The organism is Stenotrophomonas sp. SAU14A_NAIMI4_8, from assembly GCF_003086695.1.
Lineage (GTDB): Bacteria > Pseudomonadota > Gammaproteobacteria > Xanthomonadales > Xanthomonadaceae > Stenotrophomonas.
The window spans coordinates 595,195-613,989 of the sequence record NZ_CP025999.1; the positions used below are offsets into that span (position 1 = coordinate 595,195).

Genomic DNA, 18,795 nt, shown 5'->3' on the forward strand with positions numbered 1-18,795 from the left:
ACGCTTCCAGTACCCGCGCCGATGGCCGCCAGCGACGACGCCCCCCTGCAGACCCTGTTCCTGCCGTTTTCCAGCGGCGCCCTGCGCTGGCCGGAGGGTCCGGTGGCCTTCCTGCGCGCCCGCGATGGCTGGCCGCTGCGCGAAGCGGCCGGCACCCGCGAGGTCCACTTCGAACAGAGCTTTGCCCCGTTCGCCCAGCCGCTGCAGGCCAGCGGCTGGACCGTCAGCGGGCAGCTGGACGATGCCGCCGGCAAGGGCCGCTACCCGCTGGTGCTGGTGCTGCCGCCGCGCCAGCGCGAAGAAGCCCGCGCGCTGTTCGCCCGCGCCCTGGCCCTGGTGGCCGACGGCGGCCGCATCGTGGCCTGCCAGTCCAATAATGAGGGCGCGCGCTCCGGCGAAGGCGATCTGAAGCAGCTGACCGGCCTGGGCGGCTGCCTGACCAAGAACCATTGCCGGGTGTACTGGACCGCGCCGCTGCAGGGCCAGCACGATGCCGACCTGGCCAAGCGCTGGGCCGCACTGGATGCGGTGCGGCCGATCATGGGGGGGCGCTTCCTCAGCCGCCCGGGCGTGTTTGCCTGGGACCGCATCGACCCGGCTTCGGCGCTGCTGGCCGAGCACCTGCCGGCCGACCTGGCCGGCCGTGCCGCCGATCTGGGCGCCGGCTATGGCTACCTGTCGCGCGAACTGCTGGAGCGCTGCCCGAAGATCACCGCGCTGGACCTGTACGAAGCCGAGCAGCGTGCGCTGGCCCTGGCCGAGCTGAACCTGGCGCCGCCGCCGCGCGCGCTGCCGCTGCGCTTCCTGTGGCGCGACGTGACCGCCGGCATCGAGCCGGGCTACGACGTCATCATCAGCAACCCGCCGTTCCACACGCCCTCGCGCGCCGACCGCCCGGACATCGGCCAGCGCTTCATTGCGGTGGCCGCGCAGGCGCTGCGCCCCGGTGGCCGGCTGTACGTAGTGGCCAACCGCCACCTGCCGTACGAGCACACCTTGAACGACAGCTTCGGCGCGGTGCGCGTGGTGGCCGAGCGCGATGGCTTCAAGCTGGTGGAAGCCGTGAAGGGGAAGGGCCGATGAAGCTGGTCAAGCACATCGCCAACCTGGGCTACGGCAGCCGCAAGCAGGTGCAGTGGATGTTCCGCGAAGGGCGCATCACCGATGCCGACGGTGAGGTGCTGTACGCCGATGACCAGGTGCCGCACGAGGCGGTGCGGGTTGATGGCGAGCCGCTGGACCCGCCGCCGGGCCTGACCCTTGCCCTGCACAAGCCGGCCGGCTACACCTGTTCGACCAAGGACACCGGCCGCCTGATCTACGATCTGCTGCCGCCGCGTTTCCGCGACCGCGACCCGGTGCTGTCCACCGTCGGCCGCCTGGACCGCGAAACCAGCGGCCTGCTGCTGCTGACCGACGATGGCGGCCTGCTGCACCGGATCATCTCGCCCAAGTCGAAGCTGCCCAAGGTCTACGACGTGGCGCTGAGCGAAGACCTGCGCGGCGATGAAGTGGCGCTGTTCGCCAGCGGCACGCTGATGCTGGAATCGGAAAAGACCCCGCTTCTGCCGGCCGAGCTGGAGGTGCTGGGCCCGCGCCAGGTGCGGCTGGTGCTGCACGAAGGCCGCTACCACCAGGTACGCCGCATGTTTGCCGCCACCGGCAACCACGTGCAGGCACTGCACCGCAGCCGGGTGGGTGGCATGGACCTGCAGGGCCTGGACGAAGGCCAGTGGCGCATGCTGGATGCCGCCGATCTGGACACGCTGTTCGCCGTATGACCGTGATCGCTGCGCTGCCGTTCCTGCCCGACGCCGTCATCTTCGACATGGACGGCCTGATGATCGACAGCGAGCGCGTCTCGCTGGCGTGCTGGAACGAGGCGGCGCAGGCCAGCGGGCTGCCGCTGGATGAGCGCTTCTTCCTGCGCATGGTGGGCCTGGGTGACCGTGACTGCCGCGCGCTGCTGCAGCAGCAGGGGCTGAGCGAGAGCACGATCGAGGCGCTGGTGGGCAGCTGCCATGATCTGTATGACGCTCGCACCCAGCATGGCCTGCCGCTGCGGCCGGGCATCATGGAGTTGCTGGAGCTGCTGAAGGCGCACGCCGTGCCGCGCGCGGTCGCTACCTCGACCCGGCAGCCGCGGGCCAACCGCAAGCTGGCCGCGGCCGGGCTGCTGCCGTATTTCGATGCCGTGGTCGCGGGCAACGACGTGGAGCGGCCGAAGCCGGCGCCGGATATCTATCTGCTGGCCGCCCGCACGCTCGGGCAGGACCCGCAGCGCTGCCTGGCACTGGAGGATTCACCGGCAGGCACGCGCGCCGCACTGGCGGCCGGCATGACCGTGATCCAAGTGCCGGACCTGGTGGACCCGGATGACGCGCAGCGCGCCCTGGGCCACCGCATCGTGACCTCGCTGCTGGATGCGCACGCGTTGCTGCTGCCGCTGCTGCGGTAGGTACCTGGTGGGTGCCGACCGTTGGTCGGCACGCTTCACCGCTCTCGCCAGGCATGGCCCGGCGCTACCGCTCCGGTAGGTGCCAACCTTGGTTGGCACGCATACCCGCTCTGGTAGGTGCCGACCGTTGGTCGGCACGCTTCACCGCTCTCGCCGGGCATGGCCCGGCGCTACCGCTCCGGTAGGTGCCAACCTTGGTTGGCACACATGGTCGTTCCGGTGGGTGCCGACCGTTGGTCGGCACGCCCTCCCATCACACCCGGCCGAACACCAGCGCTGCGTTGGTACCACCGAACCCGAAGCTGTTGGACATCACCGTGTCCAGCTTCTGCTCGCGGCTTTCGCGCAGGATCGGGAAGCCTTCCACCGCCGGGTCCAGCTCGGTGATGTTGGCCGAACCGGCCACGAAGCCATCGCGCATCATCAGCAGGCAGTAGATCGCCTCGTGCACGCTGGCCGCACCCAGCGAGTGGCCCGACAGCGCCTTGGTCGACGACAGCGGCGGCACCGCATCGCCGAACACTTCGCGGATCGCACCCAGTTCGGTCACATCGCCCAGCGGGGTGGAGGTGCCGTGGGTATTCAGGTAATCCAGCGGACGGTCGACGTTCTGCAGCGCCATCTTCATGCAGCGCACTGCGCCTTCGCCGGACGGTGCCACCATGTCGGCACCGTCGGAGGTCACGCCGTAGCCGATCAGTTCGGCGTAGATGCGTGCACCACGGGCCACGGCGTGGTCGTAATCTTCCAGCACCAGCATGCCGCCGCCGCCGGCAATGACGAAGCCATCGCGGTCCTTGTCATACGGGCGCGATGCGGTGGCCGGGGTGTCGTTGAAGCTGGTGGACAGCGCGCCCATCGCGTCGAACATCACGCTCATCGACCAGTGCAGGTCTTCGCCGCCACCGGCGAACATGATGTCCTGCGCACCGTGGCGGATCATGTCCGCAGCGGCGCCGATGCAGTGCGCCGAGGTGGCGCAGGCGGCCGACAGCGAATAGCTGACGCCCTTGATCTGGAACGCGGTGGCCAGGCAGGCCGACACGGTCGAGCACATCGTGCGCGGCACCATGTACGGGCCAACCTTGCGCACGCCACGGGCGCGCAGCAGGTCCACCGCACCTACCTGCCATTCACTGGAACCACCACCGGAACCGGCGATCAGGCCGGTACGCAGCGCGCTGACCTGTTCCTGGGAAAGGCCGGCATCGGCGATCGCATCGCGCATGGCCACGTAGGCGAAGGCCGCCGCATCGCTCATGAAGCGCTTCTGCTTGCGGTCGATCTGCGCATCCAGATCCATGTCCACGCGGCCGCCAATCTGGCTGCGCAGGCCGGCTTCAGCGTGGTCGGGCAGCGCGGTGATGCCGGCGCGGCCGTCGCGCAGTGCCGACGACACGGTATCCAGATCGTTGCCCAGGCAGGAGGTGATGCCCATGCCGGTAATGACGACGCGACGCATCAGAAGCTCCCGGTTTCGGTGAACAGACCCACGCGCAGGTCGCGGGCGTTGTAGATTTCGCGGTCGTCCACGTACATGCGGGCGTCGGCTTGGGCCATCACCAGCTTGCGGTTGATCACGCGGGTGATGTCGATTTCATAGCGCACCAGCTTTGCTTCCGGCAGCACCTGACCGGTGAACTTCACCTCGCCGCAGCCCAGGGCGCGGCCCTTGCCGGGGGCACCCAGCCAGGTCAGGTAGAAGCCGGTCAGCTGCCACATGGCATCCAGGCCCAGGCAGCCGGGCATCACCGGGTCGCCGATGAAGTGGCAGCCGAAGAACCACAGGTCCGGGCGGATATCCAGTTCGGCACGCACCATGCCTTTGCCATGCGGTCCGCCGTCCTCGCGGATTTCGGTGATGCGGTCGAACATCAGCATCGGGTCGTTGGGCAGCCGGCCGGCGGCGGCGCCGAACAGTTCACCGCGGGCGCTGGCCAGCAGCTGGTCGCGGTTGAACGCGTGGAGACGAGTCATGGAAAGCGCATTCCTGGAAGCGAAAACAAGGCAACAAGCCCCCGAGGATGCACGACGGTTGCAACGGGAATCAAACCGCCACACCGTACGCGTGCGTAGTGTTCTGCGCCGGAATCGCGCATCCCGTTGATGCACAACGACCATACTTTGGCGTCTGGACGGGTACGGTGCAGGTATGATGGCGGCCGACCATGAACGCACTGCGCAAGATCATCCACGTAGACATGGACGCCTTCTATGCGTCGGTGGAGCAGCGCGACGCGCCTTCGCTGCGCGGCAAGCCGGTGGTGGTGGCCTGGCGCGGCGCGCGTTCCGTGGTGTGCGCCGCGTCCTACGAGGCGCGGGTATTCGGCGTGCGCTCGGCCATGCCGGCGCTGCGTGCCGAGCGCCTGTGCCCCGATGCGATCTTCGTTCCGCCCGATTTCGCCCGTTACAAGGCCGTGTCGCGGCAGGTGCGCGAGATCTTCCTGCGCCATACCGACCTGGTCGAACCGCTGTCGCTGGACGAGGCTTACCTGGATGTGACCGAGCCGAAGAGCGGCATGGCACTGGCGACCGATATCGCCCGCACCATCCGCGCGCAGATCCGCGAAGAGACCCAGCTGACTGCTTCAGCCGGCATCGCACCGAACAAGTTCCTGGCCAAGATCGCCTCGGACTGGCGCAAGCCCGACGGCCAGTTCGTCATCCCGCCGCAGCGGGTGGATGCCTTCCTGCTGCCGTTGCCGGTGAACCGGGTTCCCGGCGTGGGCAAGGTGATGGAAGGCAAGCTGGCCGCGCGCGGCATCGTCACCTGTGGCGACCTGCGGCAATGGGCGTTGCCGGACCTGGAAGAAGCGTTCGGCAGTTTCGGCCGCAGCCTGTACAACCGCGCCCGTGGCATCGATGAGCGGCCGGTGGAACCGGACCAGCAGGTGCAGTCCATTTCCTCCGAAGACACCTTCGCCGAAGACCTGCTGCTGGAAGACCTGGCCGAGGCCATCGTGCAGTTGGCAGAGAAGACCTGGAAGGCCACGCGCAAAACCGAACGCATTGGGCATACCGTGGTGCTGAAGCTGAAGACCGCCCAGTTCCGCATCCTGACCCGCAGCTTTACCCCCGAGCGCCCACCCGAATCGGAACAGGAGCTGCGTGACATCGCCCTGGCACTGCGCGCACGCGTGGACCTGCCGGCCGATACCCGTTATCGCCTGGTGGGCGTGGGCCTGGGCGGTTTCCGCGAAAAGGAACCGGTGGTGCAGGGCGAACTGTTCGGGCACGACCCAACCCATCCCACAGAAATCTAGTCGTCAAACATGGGGTCAGAGCCCGTTGCGCAGCAACGGGATCCGACCCCAAGTCCATGAGCGCCGGCCAACTGTCGAAGGCGGGGTGGGTCCGGTTGCGGGGGTGTCCGCAGCATGGATGCCGCGGCCAAGCCTACAGGGACGTATTCACGGCGTCCCCCGCAACCGGACCCACCCCCCCATATCACGGATAGCCCGCTTTTGACGTTGCCTTTGAAGTTGACGTTGAGCAGGTGCAGGGCGCAGCCCTGCAAAAAACTCCCCCTGCCTTACGGCCACTGCATCTCGCCCTTGGCCACCTTCGCACTCAGCTCCAGCGATTCAACGCCGGCCAGCGTCGGGTAGCGCGCCCGCATGGCCTGCACCAGCGCCGCACTGTCCTTGGCCTTGGCCGCTTCAACATCGAACGCACGGATGTAGTCGGCAGTGAAGCGCAACGCACTGGCATCCAGCGCCGCGCCCGGCGCGTAGTGCCCCGGCACCACCACCGTCGGCTTCAGCGCCTGCAACTGCTGCAAGGTCTGCAGCCAGTCCGCGTGCGATTGCGCTGTCTGCGTGTCGGCCATCCACACGTGTTCGCCCGCCACCACCGGAATGCCGCCAACGATCGCACGCAGCGAGGGCACCCACAGCACGCTGCGGTCCGGCGTCGGCCCGTCCAGGCCGATCAGCGGCAGGCGCTGGCCTTCCAGGACCAGTGCATCACCGTCCAGCACCTGCGGTACGACGATGCGCGCGGGTACGTCGGCACCCATCTTCGGCCCCCAGTAGGCCAGCTTGCCAGCCTGGGTCTGCTGGATGTGAGCTACCGTCTGCGCGGTGGCGACGATGCGTGCCTGCGGGAACGCATCCTGCAGCGTGGCCAGGCCGAAGTAGTAATCCGGATCGCCATGGCTGATGTAGATCGTGGCCAGCTGCTTGCCACTGGCGCGGATCTTTTCGACCAGCGCACGTGCGTCGCTGGCAGCGAACTGCGCATCGACCAGGATTGCATCACGACGCCCTTCGATCAGCACCGAGGACACCGCGAACATCGCCTGCGGCCCGGGGTGGAAGGTCTGCAGGTGCAGCTGTGACTTTGCAGCGGTGGTGGTAGCGGGCGCGGCCAGCAGCGGTGCGCTGGCCGTGCCAAGTGCCAGCGCCATGAAGAACAGCAGAGCGTTGCGCATGCGCGATTCCTCGTAGCGTCGAGCTTGCTCGACGGGATAGCAGTCGAGGTAGCGTCGAGCTTGCTCGACGGGATAGCAGTCGAGGTAGCGTCGAGCTTGCTCGACGGGTTTTTGGGGTCAGTCGAGCAAGCTCGACTCTACGGTTTCGGCATCAGTACGCGGCGGTGATGATCTGCTTCGGGTACTTGCCCGCTTCCAGTTCCGCCACGAAGGCGGCGCCGTAGTCGGCATAGCTGATGCGGCTGTGGCCTTCGGCATCGGCCAGGAAGGTTTTGGCCTGCACGCGGTACTGGCCGCGTTCGTCGCCGGGGCCGATTTCCGCCGCCGGCGAGAAGAACGTCCAGTCGATGTCCTTTACGGCCTGCAGCTGCTTCAGCGCTTCACGCGCGGCCAGTGCGTACGGCTTGTAAGCCTCGGGGAACCCGGGGGTGTCGACCAGCTGCACGCCCGGCGCCACTTCCAGGCTGCCGGCGCCGCCGACCACCACCACGCGCGGCACCTGGGCCTGGCGGGCAGCGGCCACCAGCTGGCCGGCCACGGTGGCGATCTGGCCGATGTCATCGCCCGGGCGCGGGCCATAGGCACTGGCCAGCACATCGTGGCCGGCAATGGCGGCGGCCAGCGCGTCGCGGTCATCCAGTGCTGCGATGACCGGGTGGGCGCCGGCCAGTTCGCTGGGCAGGTTCTGTGCGCTGCGCACGATCACGGTCAACTGGTGGCCGTGGGCCAGGGCGTGGCGGGCAATCTGGCGACCGATGTTGCCGGTGGCGCCGACGAGGGCAATCTTCATGGCACGACTCCGTGGGGCAGTAGGTTGGGGTACGGGCCCACTGTAGGCCGCTGCAGTTGCTCGAAAAACAGCGTATAACGCGCTTGTTTGTTGCATGGATCGAGCATATGGACCGATTGACCGCCATGACCGTGTTCGTGGAAGTGGCCGAGCGCGGCAGCCTGACCGCCGCCGCCGAGGTGCTGGACATGTCGCGGGCGATGGTCAGCCGTTACTTGGCCGAAGCGGAAGGCTGGCTGGGCGCGCGCCTGCTGCACCGGACCACCCGCCGCATCAGCCTGACCGCGGCCGGTGAGGCGGCACTGGCGCGCTTCCGGCAGATGCTGGCCATCGGCGAGGAACTGCAGGGCGAGCTGGCCAGCGACGACCCCGAACCGCACGGCACGTTGCGGATCACCGCCAGCGTGTCGTTCGGGCAGAGCCACCTGGCCCGCGCGGTGGCGGCGTTCGTGCAGCGCCACCCGGCCGCACGCATCGAACTGCTGCTGGTGGACCGCATGGTGAACCTGGTGGAAGAGCGGGTGGATCTGGCGGTGCGTATCGCGCGGCAGATCGATTTGGGCCTGATCGCACGGCGCCTGGCCACCTGCCGGTCGGTGCTGTGCGCCAGCCCGGCGTACCTGCAGGCACATGGCACGCCCACCGCGCCGGAGCACCTGGCCGCGCACAACTGCCTGACCCACCACTACGTGGGTCGCAGCCTCTGGCACCTGCACCGCGACGGCCGCGCGCTGTCGGTGGCGGTGGGCGGGAATATCAGTGCGAACGAGGCATCGCTGCTGGTGGAAGCGGTACGCGCCAATGCGGGCATCGCCATGCTGCCCAGCTACCAGGTGGCACCGCTGCTGCGCAGTGGCGCGCTGGTGGCCGTACTGCCGGACTACCAGCTGGACGAGCTGGGCGTTCATGCCGTCTACGCATCGCGTCGACAGCAGCCCGTTATCATGCGCCGATTCCTGGATTTCCTGGCCGGCTGCTTCGAGCACGATCCGGCCTTCCAGGACCTCGACTGGCAACCGACGGGCAAGGAGAGCGCATGAACCATGGAACGGTAGTGAGAGATCACCGTCGTACGAGCTGGGAACTGCAAGCGCAGCAGGCGCCGCCGCAGGCCCAGCCGGTGGATGCGGAGACCATCGCCGCCGCCCGCACTGGGCGCTGGCAGGTACACCTGACCCCGCGGGCGCTGCCCTTGGACTGGCTGGGCGATGTGCGTGGTCGCCGCATCCTGTGCCTGGCTTCAGGCGGTGGCCAGCAGGCGCCGGTGCTGGCCGCTGCCGGTGCCGATGTGACCGTGTTCGACCTGTGCGAGCAGCAACTGGCGCTGGACCGCGCGGTGGCTGCACGCGATGGCCTGCGCCTGCAGGCGGTGCAGGGCGACATGCGTGACCTGCAGGCCTTCGGCCATGGCAGCTTCGATGTGGTGTTCCATCCGGTGTCCAACCTGTTCGTGCCCGATGTGCGGCCGGTCTGGGCCGAGTGCCACCGCGTGCTGGCGCGTGATGGCCTGCTGCTGGCCAGCTTCTACAACCCGGTGCTGTTCGTGGGCAGCGACGATGCGCCGTTGGCCGAACAGGGCCTGATGCGCCCGCGCTTCGCCATTCCCTATTCCGATCTGGAAGACCTGCCCGCGGACGAGCGGCAGGCCAAGCAGGCGCGTGGCGAGGCGATGACGTTCGGCCACAGCCTGGGCGATCTGATCGGTGGCCAGCTGGACGCAGGGTTCGTGATCGAGCGCTTCATGGAAGATTGGCAGCCACGCCCGCGGGTGTTGATCGAACGCTACCTGCCCGCGTTCCTGGCCACCCGCGCGCGGCGGATCGGCTGAGCGGATCGGCAGACCCGCAGGAGTACACTGGGCGGCCCACGTCGTGCAGGTACCGTCTCTTGTCCTATCCCTATCCGTTGGTGGTGTTCGACCTGGACGGCACGCTGGTGGACAGCGCCGCCGATATCGCCGAGGCGCTGAACCGCACGCTGGAAGACATCGGGCTGGCACGCGTGGCCGAAGCAACCGTGCTGGGTTGGATCGGTGATGGCGTGCGGCGGCTGGTCGAACAGGCGGTGCAGGCGGCCGGTCGCGAAGTGGACCTGGCACAGGTGATGCCGGTGTTCATGGTGCACTACCGCGATTGCCTGCTGCGCAGCCCGCGTCTGTTCGACGGTGTGCCCGAAGCGCTGGAGCAGCTGCGTGCGCGGCAGGTGCCGCTGGCGATCTGCACCAACAAGCCGGCCGCACTGGTGCCGCCGCTGCTGCAGCACCTGGGCATCGCCGATGCATTTGCACTGGTACTGGGCGGCGATTCACTGCCGCAGCGCAAGCCCAGCGGTGAACCGCTGCGGCATATCGCCGCGCACTTCGGCCTGCCGGTCGCGCAGTGCCTGATGGTGGGCGATTCGCTCACCGACTACCGCGCCGCGCAGGACGCCGACATGCCGATCGCCCTGGTGCGTTACGGCTACCCGCGCGGCCTGGACCTGCACACCGCGCAGGCCGTGGCGGTGATCGACGACCTGCGCGAACTGCCGGGCCTGGCCGCCGAGCTGCCGACGGCGTGATGCATCGATAACGCCGGGCGGGGCCCGGCGTTACCGTGTGCGCGTCAACCGATCACTTCGGCTGGTAGCGCACGCTCAGCTGGTACTCGCGGCCCGGCTGGTTGTACCAGGCAATGGTCTCGTACTGGCGATCGAACACATTGGCCACGCGCGCCAGCACCGACCACGCCGGGGTAAGCGCGTACTCGGCACGCAGGTCCAGCAGGCCATAGCCGCCCAGCTTCACCGCGTTGTCGGCATCGTCGAAGCGCTTGCCGGCGCCCTGCACGGTCAGGCCGGCACGGAAGTCGCCGAAGCGGCGGTCCACGTCCAGGCGCGCGGTCTGCTGTGCGCGGCGCGCCAGCCAGTTGTCGAACTGGTCGCTGCCGGCGGTGCGGTTGCGCGGGTCGGTGAAGCTGAGCTGCGCGTTGATGTCGAAGCCGGCCAGCACTGCGCCAGCGGTCAGTTCCGCGCCGCGGATACGCGCCTTTTCCACCTGCTGCATCATGAAGGTGGCCGCGTCGTAGGTGATCAGATCGTCGATGCGGGTTTCATACACATCCAGGCCCCAGTGCCAGCCCTGGCCGTGCTGGGAAACGCCGATGTTGGCGCTCTTGGATTTCTCCGGATCCAGCGTCGGCACGCCGCTCCACGGGTCGTACAGATCGCTGAAGGTCGGTGCCTTGAACGCGGTGCCGTAGCTGGCGTTCACGCGCAGGCCGTGGCCCAGCTCCATCGCCCAGCCCAGGCTGCCGGTGGCATGGTTGCCGAACTGCTGGTTGTCGTCGTTGCGTGCGCTGGCCTGCAGCTGGTGGCGGCCGAATCGCGCCTGGTACTGCACGAACACGCCGGTGTTGCGGCGGCTGTCGACCAGGTAGCCGGCGCTGCTGCCATCCAGGTTGTCCTGGCTCCAGTCCACGCCGGTGCTCAACAGCTGGCCGTCGGCCACGCCGATGTCGGCCTGCAGCGACGCGCTGTCGCGGTGGGTCTGCGCGCTGCCACGCACACCGAAGTCGCCGAAGTTGTCCGACTCGTTGTCGCCGCGGCCGACGTTGGCGGTCAGCGACAGGCGCTCGGAGGGCGTGTAACGCACCTTGCCGGCCAGTACCTGCTGGCGGGTTTCCGAGTAGTTGTAGTAGCCGTCGTAGTGGTTTTCACCATCGGCGCGCAGGGCGCTGCCTTCCACCGTCCACTGTTCGTTGAAGCTGTAGCCACCGCGCAGGCTCTTGGACAGATTGCGGTAGCCATCGCGGTCGGGCTCATCGGCGAAGCAGCCGGTGAACAGGGTGGCCGACCCCCGGCAGGCATCGATGCCATCGCTGTGCTGGTAGGCGATGTCGGCGCCGAACCAGCCATTGCTGCCGCTGCCGCCGATGCCGCCGCTGGCCTGGCGCAGGCCATTGCTGCCACCGCCCAGCTGGAAGTGCGGCGCGAAGCTGCCGGCATTGCGGCGGGTGAAGATCTGGATGACGCCACCGATCGCATCGGCACCGTACAGGCTGGACTGCGGGCCGCGCACGATCTCGATGCGCTCGATCTGCGCCAGCGGCAGGTCCTGGAACATGGCCAGGTTCAGGTCGGCGCTGTTGATGCGCACGCCATCGACCAGCACCACCGTGTGCGAGGAATTGGTACCGCGCAGGAACAGCGAGGTCTGCTTGCCCAGGCCGCCGGCATTGGTCAGGTTGATGCCAGCGCGGCCGGCCAGCAGTTCCTGCAGCGAGGTGGCCTGGCTGGCCTCGATCTGTTCGCGGTCGATCACCTGCGCCGGCGCGATGCTGTCCTGCAGGGCGATCGGGGTGCGGGTGGCGGTGACCAGGATGGGGTCGAGCGCCTCGGCGGCTTCATCGGCCATCGCCAACGCGGGCAGGGTGGCCAGCACGGCCAGGGACAGCAATCGGGACTGCGGCTTCATCGGGGGAACTCCGGGTGCCGCGCACGCCCGCGCGGCGAAGGGGAGGAGCCACGAGGGCAGGCACGCGCCGATGCCGCAGCAGGCGCCGCGGTCATCCAGCGCCATGCCCACCGCATCGCGACCTGAGGCTTCCGGGCCGGTCTCCGGGCTTGCCGCCTGATGGCACCTGGGCCATCGTCCAGGCGCCTTCCCGTGCGCGCGGCACAGTGGCGTATTGCCTGGAACTGACGTGCTTACCGTTGCGGGGGCAGCGCCGGCCTGGCGTGTTGCCACGCGTCACCGGCTTCCCGTTTCAACCTGCCAGCCAAGGCCGCAGGTCACCTGGAAGTGCGCGCAGTCTAAGTCATTGCCTGGCGTGGGCGTTAGAGTAGTCGCCTCTCTGTGCTGGTGCCGGTACCCATGGTTGCGAAGGATCGCCTGCAGTTTCTTGATGCCCTGCGTGGCCTGGCGGCCGTGTACGTCGTGCTGTTCCATGTGCAGTCGATGCCCGCACCTGCCTTGCCGGTGGCGGCGGCCTGGCTGCCGGCCGTGCAGATGGGGGCGACCGGCGTCGCGCTCTTCTTCGTGATCAGCGCGTTTTCCCTGTGCTACACCATGCCCCGGCACCATGCCAGCGGCAGGCCGCTGCTCAGCTTCTACCTGCACCGCTTCCTGCGCATCGCGCCGCTCTTCTATGTGCTGTTGATGTTTTCCCTGTTCCGCGATGGCCGCGGCGATCACCCTGGCCATTCATGGGGCGAGATCGCGGCGAACCTGTCCTTCACCTTCAACCTTTTCCCGGGGTGGGAACAGGGCATCGTATGGGCCAGCTGGGCGGTGGGCGTGGAGATGCTGTTCTACGCCATCTTCCCTGCGCTCTACCTGCTGGTCGGCAAGCCGCGCAGCGCCTGGCTGCTGATGGTGGGGCTGCAGGTGCTGGTGGTGTTGGCCTGGCTGGGCTGGCTCGGCCCGCGCATGGCAGCGTCATTGAGTGACTATGGGTGGCTGCGCCACGCCCCGGTCTTTGCGATGGGGCTGGTGGCCTTCCACGCCTTTGGCGCGCTGTCCCGATTGCCGGCGCAGCGCGCGCGGCAATGGGCCCACGGCTTGAATCTGCTGGGTGTGCTGCTGCTTCTGCTCGCCGCGTCCGCGATCTGGTGGCCTGCCGCCGGCCCTTGGCAGTGGCAGCTGTCAGGCATGGCATACCTGTGCCTGTTGCTGGGCTTCTCGCAGTGCCCGCCAGGTTGGCTCGTCAACCGCTGGACCGCATGGTTGGGAGCCGTGAGCTACTCGCTGTATCTCGGCCACCCGATCGTGATTGCGGTGCTCGGTCCCGTCTTCGCGCGGGTGCTTGAAGTGCAGGGCGGCACTCTCGGCTATCTGCTGTGCGCTTCGATCACGTTGCTGGTGGTGCTGCCCTTGGCTGCACTCGGCCATCGTTTCGTGGAAGCGCCGATGATTCGCTTGGGCAAGCGGTTGCTGTCGCCCGCGATGCCGCTGCACACCGCCGCCGCAAATGGGCAGCGTGATGGTGGCGCACGCTAGAATGAAGCGCCCCGTCGCGGGGCATCAGTTCTGGAAGTTCTGCCCATGATCGTGTTCCACCTGCCGCCGCCCCTCGCCACTGGCCTGCTCATGGCGCTACCGCGCCGCCCGTTGCTGAGCGGCCGGCCGCGATGATCCTCGATCTGGTCCGCCACGCCGCCAATGGTCGCGATGAATTCCTGGACGGCCGCACCGACCCACCGCAGCTTGCGCGTCTGCCGCAGGAACTGGTCGATGCCTACGCCGCGCAGGAATGGCAGCGGGTGATCAGCTCACCGCGCCTGCGTTCGCTGCACACCGCCATGGCGCTGGCCACGCCGCGCGGGCTGGACGTGGAAGCCGACGAGGAATGGGAGGAGCTGGATTTCGGTGACTGGGACGGGCAGAGCCTGTTCGATCTGCCGGAAGATGCGCTGGCCGCGTTCCATGCCGATCCGCATGCCTTCCCGCCGCCGCACGGCGAAAGCTGGGGGCACTTCGAGCGCCGCATCGCGCGTGCGTTGGACCGTCTGCTGGACGAGGAGGACGCCGCGCCGACCGTGGTGGTCAGCCATGGCGGACCGCTGCGGATGGTGCTGTCGCTGGTCTGTGGCCTGCCGCTGTCGCTGTGCTGGGCGCTGCGCATCGACCACGGCACGCGCCTGCGGGTGTGGGTCGAGCGCGGTGAAGTGGGGTTGGTGGGCGAACTGCTGGAGCTGCAGCAGCCCTGAGTGCGTCGCCGGGCAGGGCCCGGCGCTACCCGACGAATACCGGGCCATGCCCGGCGGAGACGCGCGCACACCGGTAGCGCCGGGCCATGCCCGGCGAGCGCGGCGACCTCAATCTTCGTCGGCGCTGTCTGTGTCGTTGTCGTTGCCGCCGTCATCGAAGCGCTGCTCGTGCACCGGGCCCGAGGCCGGGCCGGCAGCCTTCAACGGGTGTGCGGCAATGCGCGCTTCGTAGTCCTGTACCAGCGCTTCGCGCTGCGGCTCGCTCAGCTCCTGCCAGTGGCAGTCCAGCAGTGCGCCTTCCAGCGAATAGAGCAGGTTCAGGCTGGGCTTGAAGCCGGCCCGCTTGACCTTCACGAAGGCCCCGACCGCGCCCAGCGCGGCCAGGTCCTCGCGGCTGCGCAGACCGACCTGGCGCAGCCAGGCCGCACTCTTCGGGCCGATGTTGCGCAGCTTGGCCGCGCTCATCCCAACGCCTCCACGAACACGCGGGCGATGGCTTCCAGGCCGGCCTGGTCGTCACCATCGAAGCGGGCGACCTTGGGGCTGTCGATGTCGAACACGCCGATCAGTTCATCGCCGCGCAGCAGCGGCACCACCAGTTCCGAACGCGAGGCCGAATCGCAGGCGATGTGGCCGGGGAAGGCATCCACGTCCTCCACGCGCTGGGTCACGCGCTGGCTGGCGGCGGCACCGCACACGCCCTTGTCCAGCGGAATGCGCACGCAGGCGGGCAGGCCCTGGAACGGGCCGACGACCAGCTCCTTGCCGTCGTACAGGTAGAAGCCCACCCAGTTCAGGTCGGGCAGGGCGTGGTAGACCAGTGCAGAGAGGTTGGCCGCATTGGCGATGCGGTCGGTCTCGCCGTAGACCAGGCCACGGGCCTGTTCCAGCAGCTGGGCGTATTGTTCCGGCTTGCTGCCGGTAAGCGAGGCGTTGGCGAACATGGCCGCAGTCTAGCAAGCGCGCCCGGCCAGCGATAATGAACGCTCTGTTGCCCTGCTGGAGCCCTTGCCATGCCGTTGCCCACCGTGTTGCCACCGGCGCTGTTCGTCACCGGCACCGATACCGAGATCGGCAAGACCGCGGCCAGTACCGCGCTGCTGCACGCGCTGCGCCGGCGCGGCCTGCGCGCGGTGGGCATGAAGCCGGTGGCCAGTGGCAGCCACGATCTGGGCGAAGGGCTGCGCAACGACGATGCGCTGGCGCTGCAGGCGGCCAGTGACCCGGTGCCGGCCTATGCCGATCTGAACCCGTATGCGCTGCGGCAGCCGCTGGCGCCGGAGCTGGCCGCTGCCGAAGACGGGGTGCAGGTGCAGCTGGCGCCGATCGTGGCGGCCTTCGAGCGCCTGCGCGCCACCGCCGATACCGTGGTGGTGGAAGGCGTGGGCGGCTGGATGGCGCCGCTGTCGGCAGAGCTGGACCAGCTGGACCTGGTGCGCGCACTGCGGCTGCCGGTGGTGCTGGTGGTCGGCCTGCGGCTGGGCTGCGTGAACCACGCGCGGCTGACTGCGCAATCGCTGCAGGCGGCCGGCGTGGAGTGCCTGGGCTGGATCGGCAACCACATCGACCCGGCCATGCAGCGCCAGGACGAAAACATGGCCACGCTGGTGCAGCGCCTGCCGATGCCCTGCTGGGGCCGGCTGCCCCATCTGCCCGGTGCCGATGGCCGAACCCTGAGCGAGCACCTGGGCGCAGAGCAGCGCGCGGGCCAGCGGTAGAGTCGAGTGTCAGTCGACTATCGCGCGCAGGGCGGGGTTTCGGGCGTTCCATCGGAAGCAGTCGACTGACAGTCGACTCTACCCCGTCGTCACCCTGAGCGAGCACCTGGGCCCGGGTCAGCGCGCGGAGCAGCGGTAGAGTCGACTGTCAGTCGACTATCGCGCGCAGCGCGGGGTTTTCAGGCGCTCTACCGGAAGCAGTCGACTGACAGTCGACTCTACCCCGTCGTCCCCCTACCGTCGTCGATTCCAGCCGCTCATCACCGTGCCGCCAACGCCCGCGCGATCGCGCCCAACCGTTCCACTGCGCCGACGAACCGTGCATCCAGGCTCTGGCAGCACGACAGCCGCAGGCAGTGGCGGTAGCGGGCGCCGCGCGAGTAGACGTGCCCAGGCATGAACACGATGTCCTGCTGCAACGCGCGTTCGAACAGCTCGCCGGTGTCCACGCCGGGCACTTCCAGCCACAGCAGGAAGCCGCCCGACGGCTCGGTGGCGCGCGTGCCGGCCGGGAAGTGCTCGGCCACCAGTTGCCGCAGGCGGCCCACCTGTTCGCGGTACAGCCGGCGCATGCGATGCAGGTGGTGCTCGTAGCCACCGCCCTCCAGGTACGCGGCCACGGCATCGGCCAGGAACTGCGGCTCGCCGCCGGTGCTCTGGAATTTCAGCAGTGCGATGCGTTCGGCGAAGCGCCCGCCATCGAGCCAACCGATGCGGTAGTCCGGCGCCAGCGTCTTGGAAAAGCCGCCCACCACCATCACCCAGCCGTCGCGATCGAAGGCCTTCAGCAGTGGCGCCGGTGGCTCGCTGAACTGCAGTTCGGCGTACACCGCATCTTCGATCAGGGGCAGTTGGCGGGCGTTGACCAGCTCGGCCAGGCGCTGCTTTTCGGCCACCGGCATGCTGCAGCCCAGCGGGTTGTGCACGGTGGGCATCACCACCACGGCCGCCAGCGCGGTGTGGTCCAGCAGGGTGGCCAGTGCGTCAACATCCAGCCCGTGTTGCGGGTGGGTGGGAATTTCGATGGCACGCAGGCCCAGGTTGGCCAGCAGCGGGTACAGATTGAAGTAGGACGGCGCCTCGATGCCTACCGCATCGCCGGGCTCGGCCACCGCGCGCAGCGCCAGCTGCAGTGCCTCCATCGCACCGTGGGTCAGCAGCAGCCGGTCGGCATGGGTGTGCAGGCCCATGCGCGGGCCGCGGCGCACGATCTGCGCCAGCAACCGCGGTGAGCCGTTGGTGCGTGCGTAGGTTTCCAGCGTGTGCTGGCCGTGGCGCAGCACCTGCGCCGTGTGCCGGGCCAGCTGCGCGCCGGGGTAGAACTGGCGGCCGCGCGGGCCGGCGAACGCCAGATCGACCACGCGGGGGCGCTGCTGCGCGGCCAGCACCCGCGCCATCAACGCGTGTTGCTGCGGCGCGGTGGGGGCCGACGGCGCATCACGCAGCGAGCGCTGCGGCGCGGACAGTCGTGGTGCTACCTCGAAGCCGGCCTTGGGGCGCGGGATCACCAGACCGGCATCTTCAAGTTGCCGGTAGGCGGCGATCACGGTGTTCAGGCTCAGCTGGCGCTGCGAGGCCATCTGCCGCAGCGAGGGCAGGCGGCTGCCGACCGGTAGCCGCCCGCCATGGATGGCTTCGGCCAGCTCGTCGGACAGGCGCTGGTAGCGGGGCGCGGCCACGCTGGCCTGCTCATCTGTATCCATCATTCTGGCCATGGTCTGGCTCTGTACCCGTCATGCCCGCGAGCCTAGCATGTTGCTGTCGGCCCGGCCTGATCGGGGCAGGGCCGAACTTTCACAGCGCACGGCCCTGGTGGCCGTGCGCTTTTTTTTGCGGCGGGTTCGTGGCGTCGCGCTTGCTGTACCGATTGACCCAGGTAGAGTCGAGCTTGCTCGACTGATCGGCAAAGCAGTCGAGCAAGCTCGACTCTACGACAGCGGACGTCGAGCGCGCTCGACGGTGGGGTGCCATCAGCGCATCGGCACCAGCGTGGGCTGGCGGCGGTACAGCGCCGGGAACTGGCGGCCCAGCGCGGCCAGCTTCGGTGCGTCGTAGTAACGGATGTAGGCCGCCTGCGGATAGTTGGCCATGTAGTTCTGGTGGTAGGCCTCGGCCGGGTAGAAGCGCTGGCCGCTGGCGATCTGGGTGACGATCGGCGCGCGGTAGACACCGGCCTGCTGCAGCTGGCCGACGTAGGCGCGGCTGGCTGCCAGCTGGCGGGCATCGTCGCTGAAGATCGCCGAGCGGTACTGGCTGCCATGGTCCGGGCCCTGGCGGTTCAACTGGGTCGGGTCGTGTGCCACGGCGAAGAACACCTGTAGCAGCTGGCCGTAGCTGACCTGGCGCGGATCGTAGTCCACCTTCACCGCTTCGGCATGGCCGGTATCACCGCGGCTGACCCGTTCGTAGCGCGCGTTGGCGGCGCTGCCACCGGCATAGCCGGACACGGCATTGCTCACGCCCTTCACGTGCTGGAACACGCCCTGCACGCCCCAGAAGCAGCCACCGGCGAACACCACGCTGGCGTGTGTGGCATCGTCGGCGAAGGCGGCCGCACCGGTCGGCGCCGGCAAGGCCATGGGCGCAGGCGCGTCAACCGGGGCGGCCACGGCACCCCGGTCCAGCAACAGCACGCCTGCCACCAGTGCGCTGGCGACCAGGCCGGCCACGCCGGCGGCAATTCCCTGTTCAAAGGACAGCTTCATCGCAT

19 protein-coding genes and 1 riboswitch are annotated in these 18,795 nt (G+C 68.6%); of the genes, 10 read left to right on the forward strand and 9 right to left on the reverse strand.

What is annotated here, in order from left to right; all coding sequences use genetic code 11:
• Window positions 1-21: 21 nt before the first annotated feature.
• Genes C1930_RS02640 through C1930_RS02650 form a run of 3 tightly spaced genes read left to right on the forward strand, consistent with a single transcriptional unit; the run spans window position 22 to window position 2,458 of the window.
• The gene (locus C1930_RS02640) at window positions 22-1,083 is read left to right on the forward strand and encodes a class I SAM-dependent methyltransferase (RefSeq protein WP_108752058.1); all 1,062 of its coding nucleotides are present in this window, start codon (window positions 22-24) and stop codon (window positions 1,081-1,083) included.
• Window positions 1,080-1,781 carry a pseudouridine synthase gene (locus C1930_RS02645; RefSeq protein WP_108755311.1) on the forward strand — a complete coding sequence of 234 codons (702 nt, stop codon included), beginning with the start codon at window positions 1,080-1,082 and terminating at the stop codon, window positions 1,779-1,781. Before C1930_RS02640 ends, C1930_RS02645 begins: the two co-directional genes overlap by 4 nt.
• Window positions 1,778-2,458, forward strand: coding sequence for an HAD family phosphatase (locus C1930_RS02650; RefSeq protein WP_108755312.1), 681 nt, complete (start codon window positions 1,778-1,780; stop codon window positions 2,456-2,458). The genes C1930_RS02645 and C1930_RS02650 overlap by 4 nt, the downstream gene beginning before the upstream one ends.
• Window positions 2,459-2,711: 253 nt before the next feature.
• On the opposite strand, the gene fabB is transcribed toward C1930_RS02650, so the two are convergent.
• Both fabB and fabA read right to left on the reverse strand, forming a co-directional pair.
• Window positions 2,712-3,920 carry a beta-ketoacyl-ACP synthase I gene (gene fabB, locus C1930_RS02655; protein ID WP_108752061.1) on the reverse strand — a complete coding sequence of 403 codons (1,209 nt, stop codon included), beginning with the start codon at window positions 3,918-3,920 and terminating at the stop codon, window positions 2,712-2,714.
• Window positions 3,920-4,435, reverse strand: a complete 516-nt coding sequence (gene fabA / locus C1930_RS02660; protein ID WP_079220498.1) for a 3-hydroxyacyl-[acyl-carrier-protein] dehydratase FabA — start codon at window positions 4,433-4,435, stop codon at window positions 3,920-3,922. Before fabA ends, fabB begins: the two co-directional genes overlap by 1 nt.
• 191 nt (window positions 4,436-4,626) lie before the next feature.
• Here fabA and dinB point away from each other — a divergent pair, with 191 nt between their 5' ends.
• Window positions 4,627-5,721, forward strand: a complete 1,095-nt coding sequence (gene dinB, locus C1930_RS02665) for a DNA polymerase IV (protein WP_108752062.1) — start codon at window positions 4,627-4,629, stop codon at window positions 5,719-5,721.
• Between the two features lie 269 nt (window positions 5,722-5,990).
• Here the strand turns inward: dinB and C1930_RS02670 are convergent, their stop codons facing one another.
• Together C1930_RS02670 and C1930_RS02675 are read right to left on the reverse strand one after the other, a co-directional pair.
• Window positions 5,991-6,890: an MBL fold metallo-hydrolase gene (locus C1930_RS02670; protein ID WP_108771019.1), complete on the reverse strand. Its 900-nt coding sequence runs from the start codon at window positions 6,888-6,890 to the stop codon at window positions 5,991-5,993.
• A gap of 151 nt (window positions 6,891-7,041) precedes the next feature.
• Complete coding sequence (locus tag C1930_RS02675; protein WP_108771020.1) at window positions 7,042-7,680, reverse strand: NAD(P)H-binding protein; 639 nt, start codon at window positions 7,678-7,680, stop codon at window positions 7,042-7,044.
• Window positions 7,681-7,787: 107 nt separating this feature from the next.
• On the opposite strand from C1930_RS02675, the gene C1930_RS02680 reads away from it, so the two are divergent.
• Genes C1930_RS02680 through gph form a run of 3 tightly spaced genes read left to right on the forward strand, consistent with a single transcriptional unit; the run spans window position 7,788 to window position 10,239 of the window.
• A complete protein-coding gene (locus tag C1930_RS02680; RefSeq protein ID WP_108755315.1) occupies window positions 7,788-8,720 on the forward strand; it encodes a LysR family transcriptional regulator in 933 nt (310 codons plus the stop codon).
• On the forward strand, window positions 8,717-9,508 hold the full coding sequence (locus C1930_RS02685) for a methyltransferase domain-containing protein (protein ID WP_108755316.1): 792 nt from the start codon (window positions 8,717-8,719) through the stop codon (window positions 9,506-9,508). The genes C1930_RS02680 and C1930_RS02685 overlap by 4 nt, the downstream gene beginning before the upstream one ends.
• Window positions 9,509-9,567: 59 nt before the next feature.
• Window positions 9,568-10,239, forward strand: a complete 672-nt coding sequence (gph, locus tag C1930_RS02690; RefSeq protein ID WP_108771021.1) for a phosphoglycolate phosphatase — start codon at window positions 9,568-9,570, stop codon at window positions 10,237-10,239.
• A gap of 52 nt (window positions 10,240-10,291) precedes the next feature.
• On the opposite strand, the gene btuB is transcribed toward gph, so the two are convergent.
• A complete protein-coding gene (gene btuB, locus C1930_RS02695; RefSeq protein WP_108771022.1) occupies window positions 10,292-12,133 on the reverse strand; it encodes a TonB-dependent vitamin B12 receptor in 1,842 nt (613 codons plus the stop codon).
• A 116-nt stretch (window positions 12,134-12,249) separates the two neighbouring features.
• Window positions 12,250-12,473: riboswitch (cobalamin riboswitch) on the reverse strand.
• A 59-nt stretch (window positions 12,474-12,532) separates the two neighbouring features.
• On the opposite strand from btuB, the gene C1930_RS02700 reads away from it, so the two are divergent.
• Entirely contained in the window at window positions 12,533-13,657 is a 1,125-nt protein-coding gene (locus C1930_RS02700) for an acyltransferase (protein ID WP_108771023.1), read from the forward strand.
• Window positions 13,658-13,788: 131 nt separating this feature from the next.
• Complete coding sequence (locus C1930_RS02705; protein ID WP_108755319.1) at window positions 13,789-14,367, forward strand: histidine phosphatase family protein; 579 nt, start codon at window positions 13,789-13,791, stop codon at window positions 14,365-14,367.
• A 108-nt stretch (window positions 14,368-14,475) separates the two neighbouring features.
• Here C1930_RS02705 and C1930_RS02710 read toward each other — a convergent pair whose 3' ends face one another.
• Window positions 14,476-14,832, reverse strand: coding sequence for a TfoX/Sxy family protein (locus tag C1930_RS02710; protein WP_108771024.1), 357 nt, complete (start codon window positions 14,830-14,832; stop codon window positions 14,476-14,478).
• Window positions 14,829-15,311: a GAF domain-containing protein gene (locus C1930_RS02715; RefSeq protein WP_108752072.1), complete on the reverse strand. Its 483-nt coding sequence runs from the start codon at window positions 15,309-15,311 to the stop codon at window positions 14,829-14,831. The genes C1930_RS02710 and C1930_RS02715 overlap by 4 nt, the downstream gene beginning before the upstream one ends.
• Before the next feature lie 84 nt (window positions 15,312-15,395).
• Here C1930_RS02715 and bioD point away from each other — a divergent pair, with 84 nt between their 5' ends.
• Window positions 15,396-16,085: a dethiobiotin synthase gene (gene bioD / locus C1930_RS02720; protein ID WP_199912428.1), complete on the forward strand. Its 690-nt coding sequence runs from the start codon at window positions 15,396-15,398 to the stop codon at window positions 16,083-16,085.
• A 260-nt stretch (window positions 16,086-16,345) separates the two neighbouring features.
• On the opposite strand, the gene C1930_RS02725 is transcribed toward bioD, so the two are convergent.
• Entirely contained in the window at window positions 16,346-17,788 is a 1,443-nt protein-coding gene (locus C1930_RS02725) for a PLP-dependent aminotransferase family protein (protein ID WP_108772526.1), read from the reverse strand.
• A gap of 267 nt (window positions 17,789-18,055) precedes the next feature.
• Complete coding sequence (gene msrA, locus C1930_RS02730; RefSeq protein WP_108771026.1) at window positions 18,056-18,790, reverse strand: peptide-methionine (S)-S-oxide reductase MsrA; 735 nt, start codon at window positions 18,788-18,790, stop codon at window positions 18,056-18,058.
• Between the last annotated feature and the right edge of the window lie 5 nt (window positions 18,791-18,795).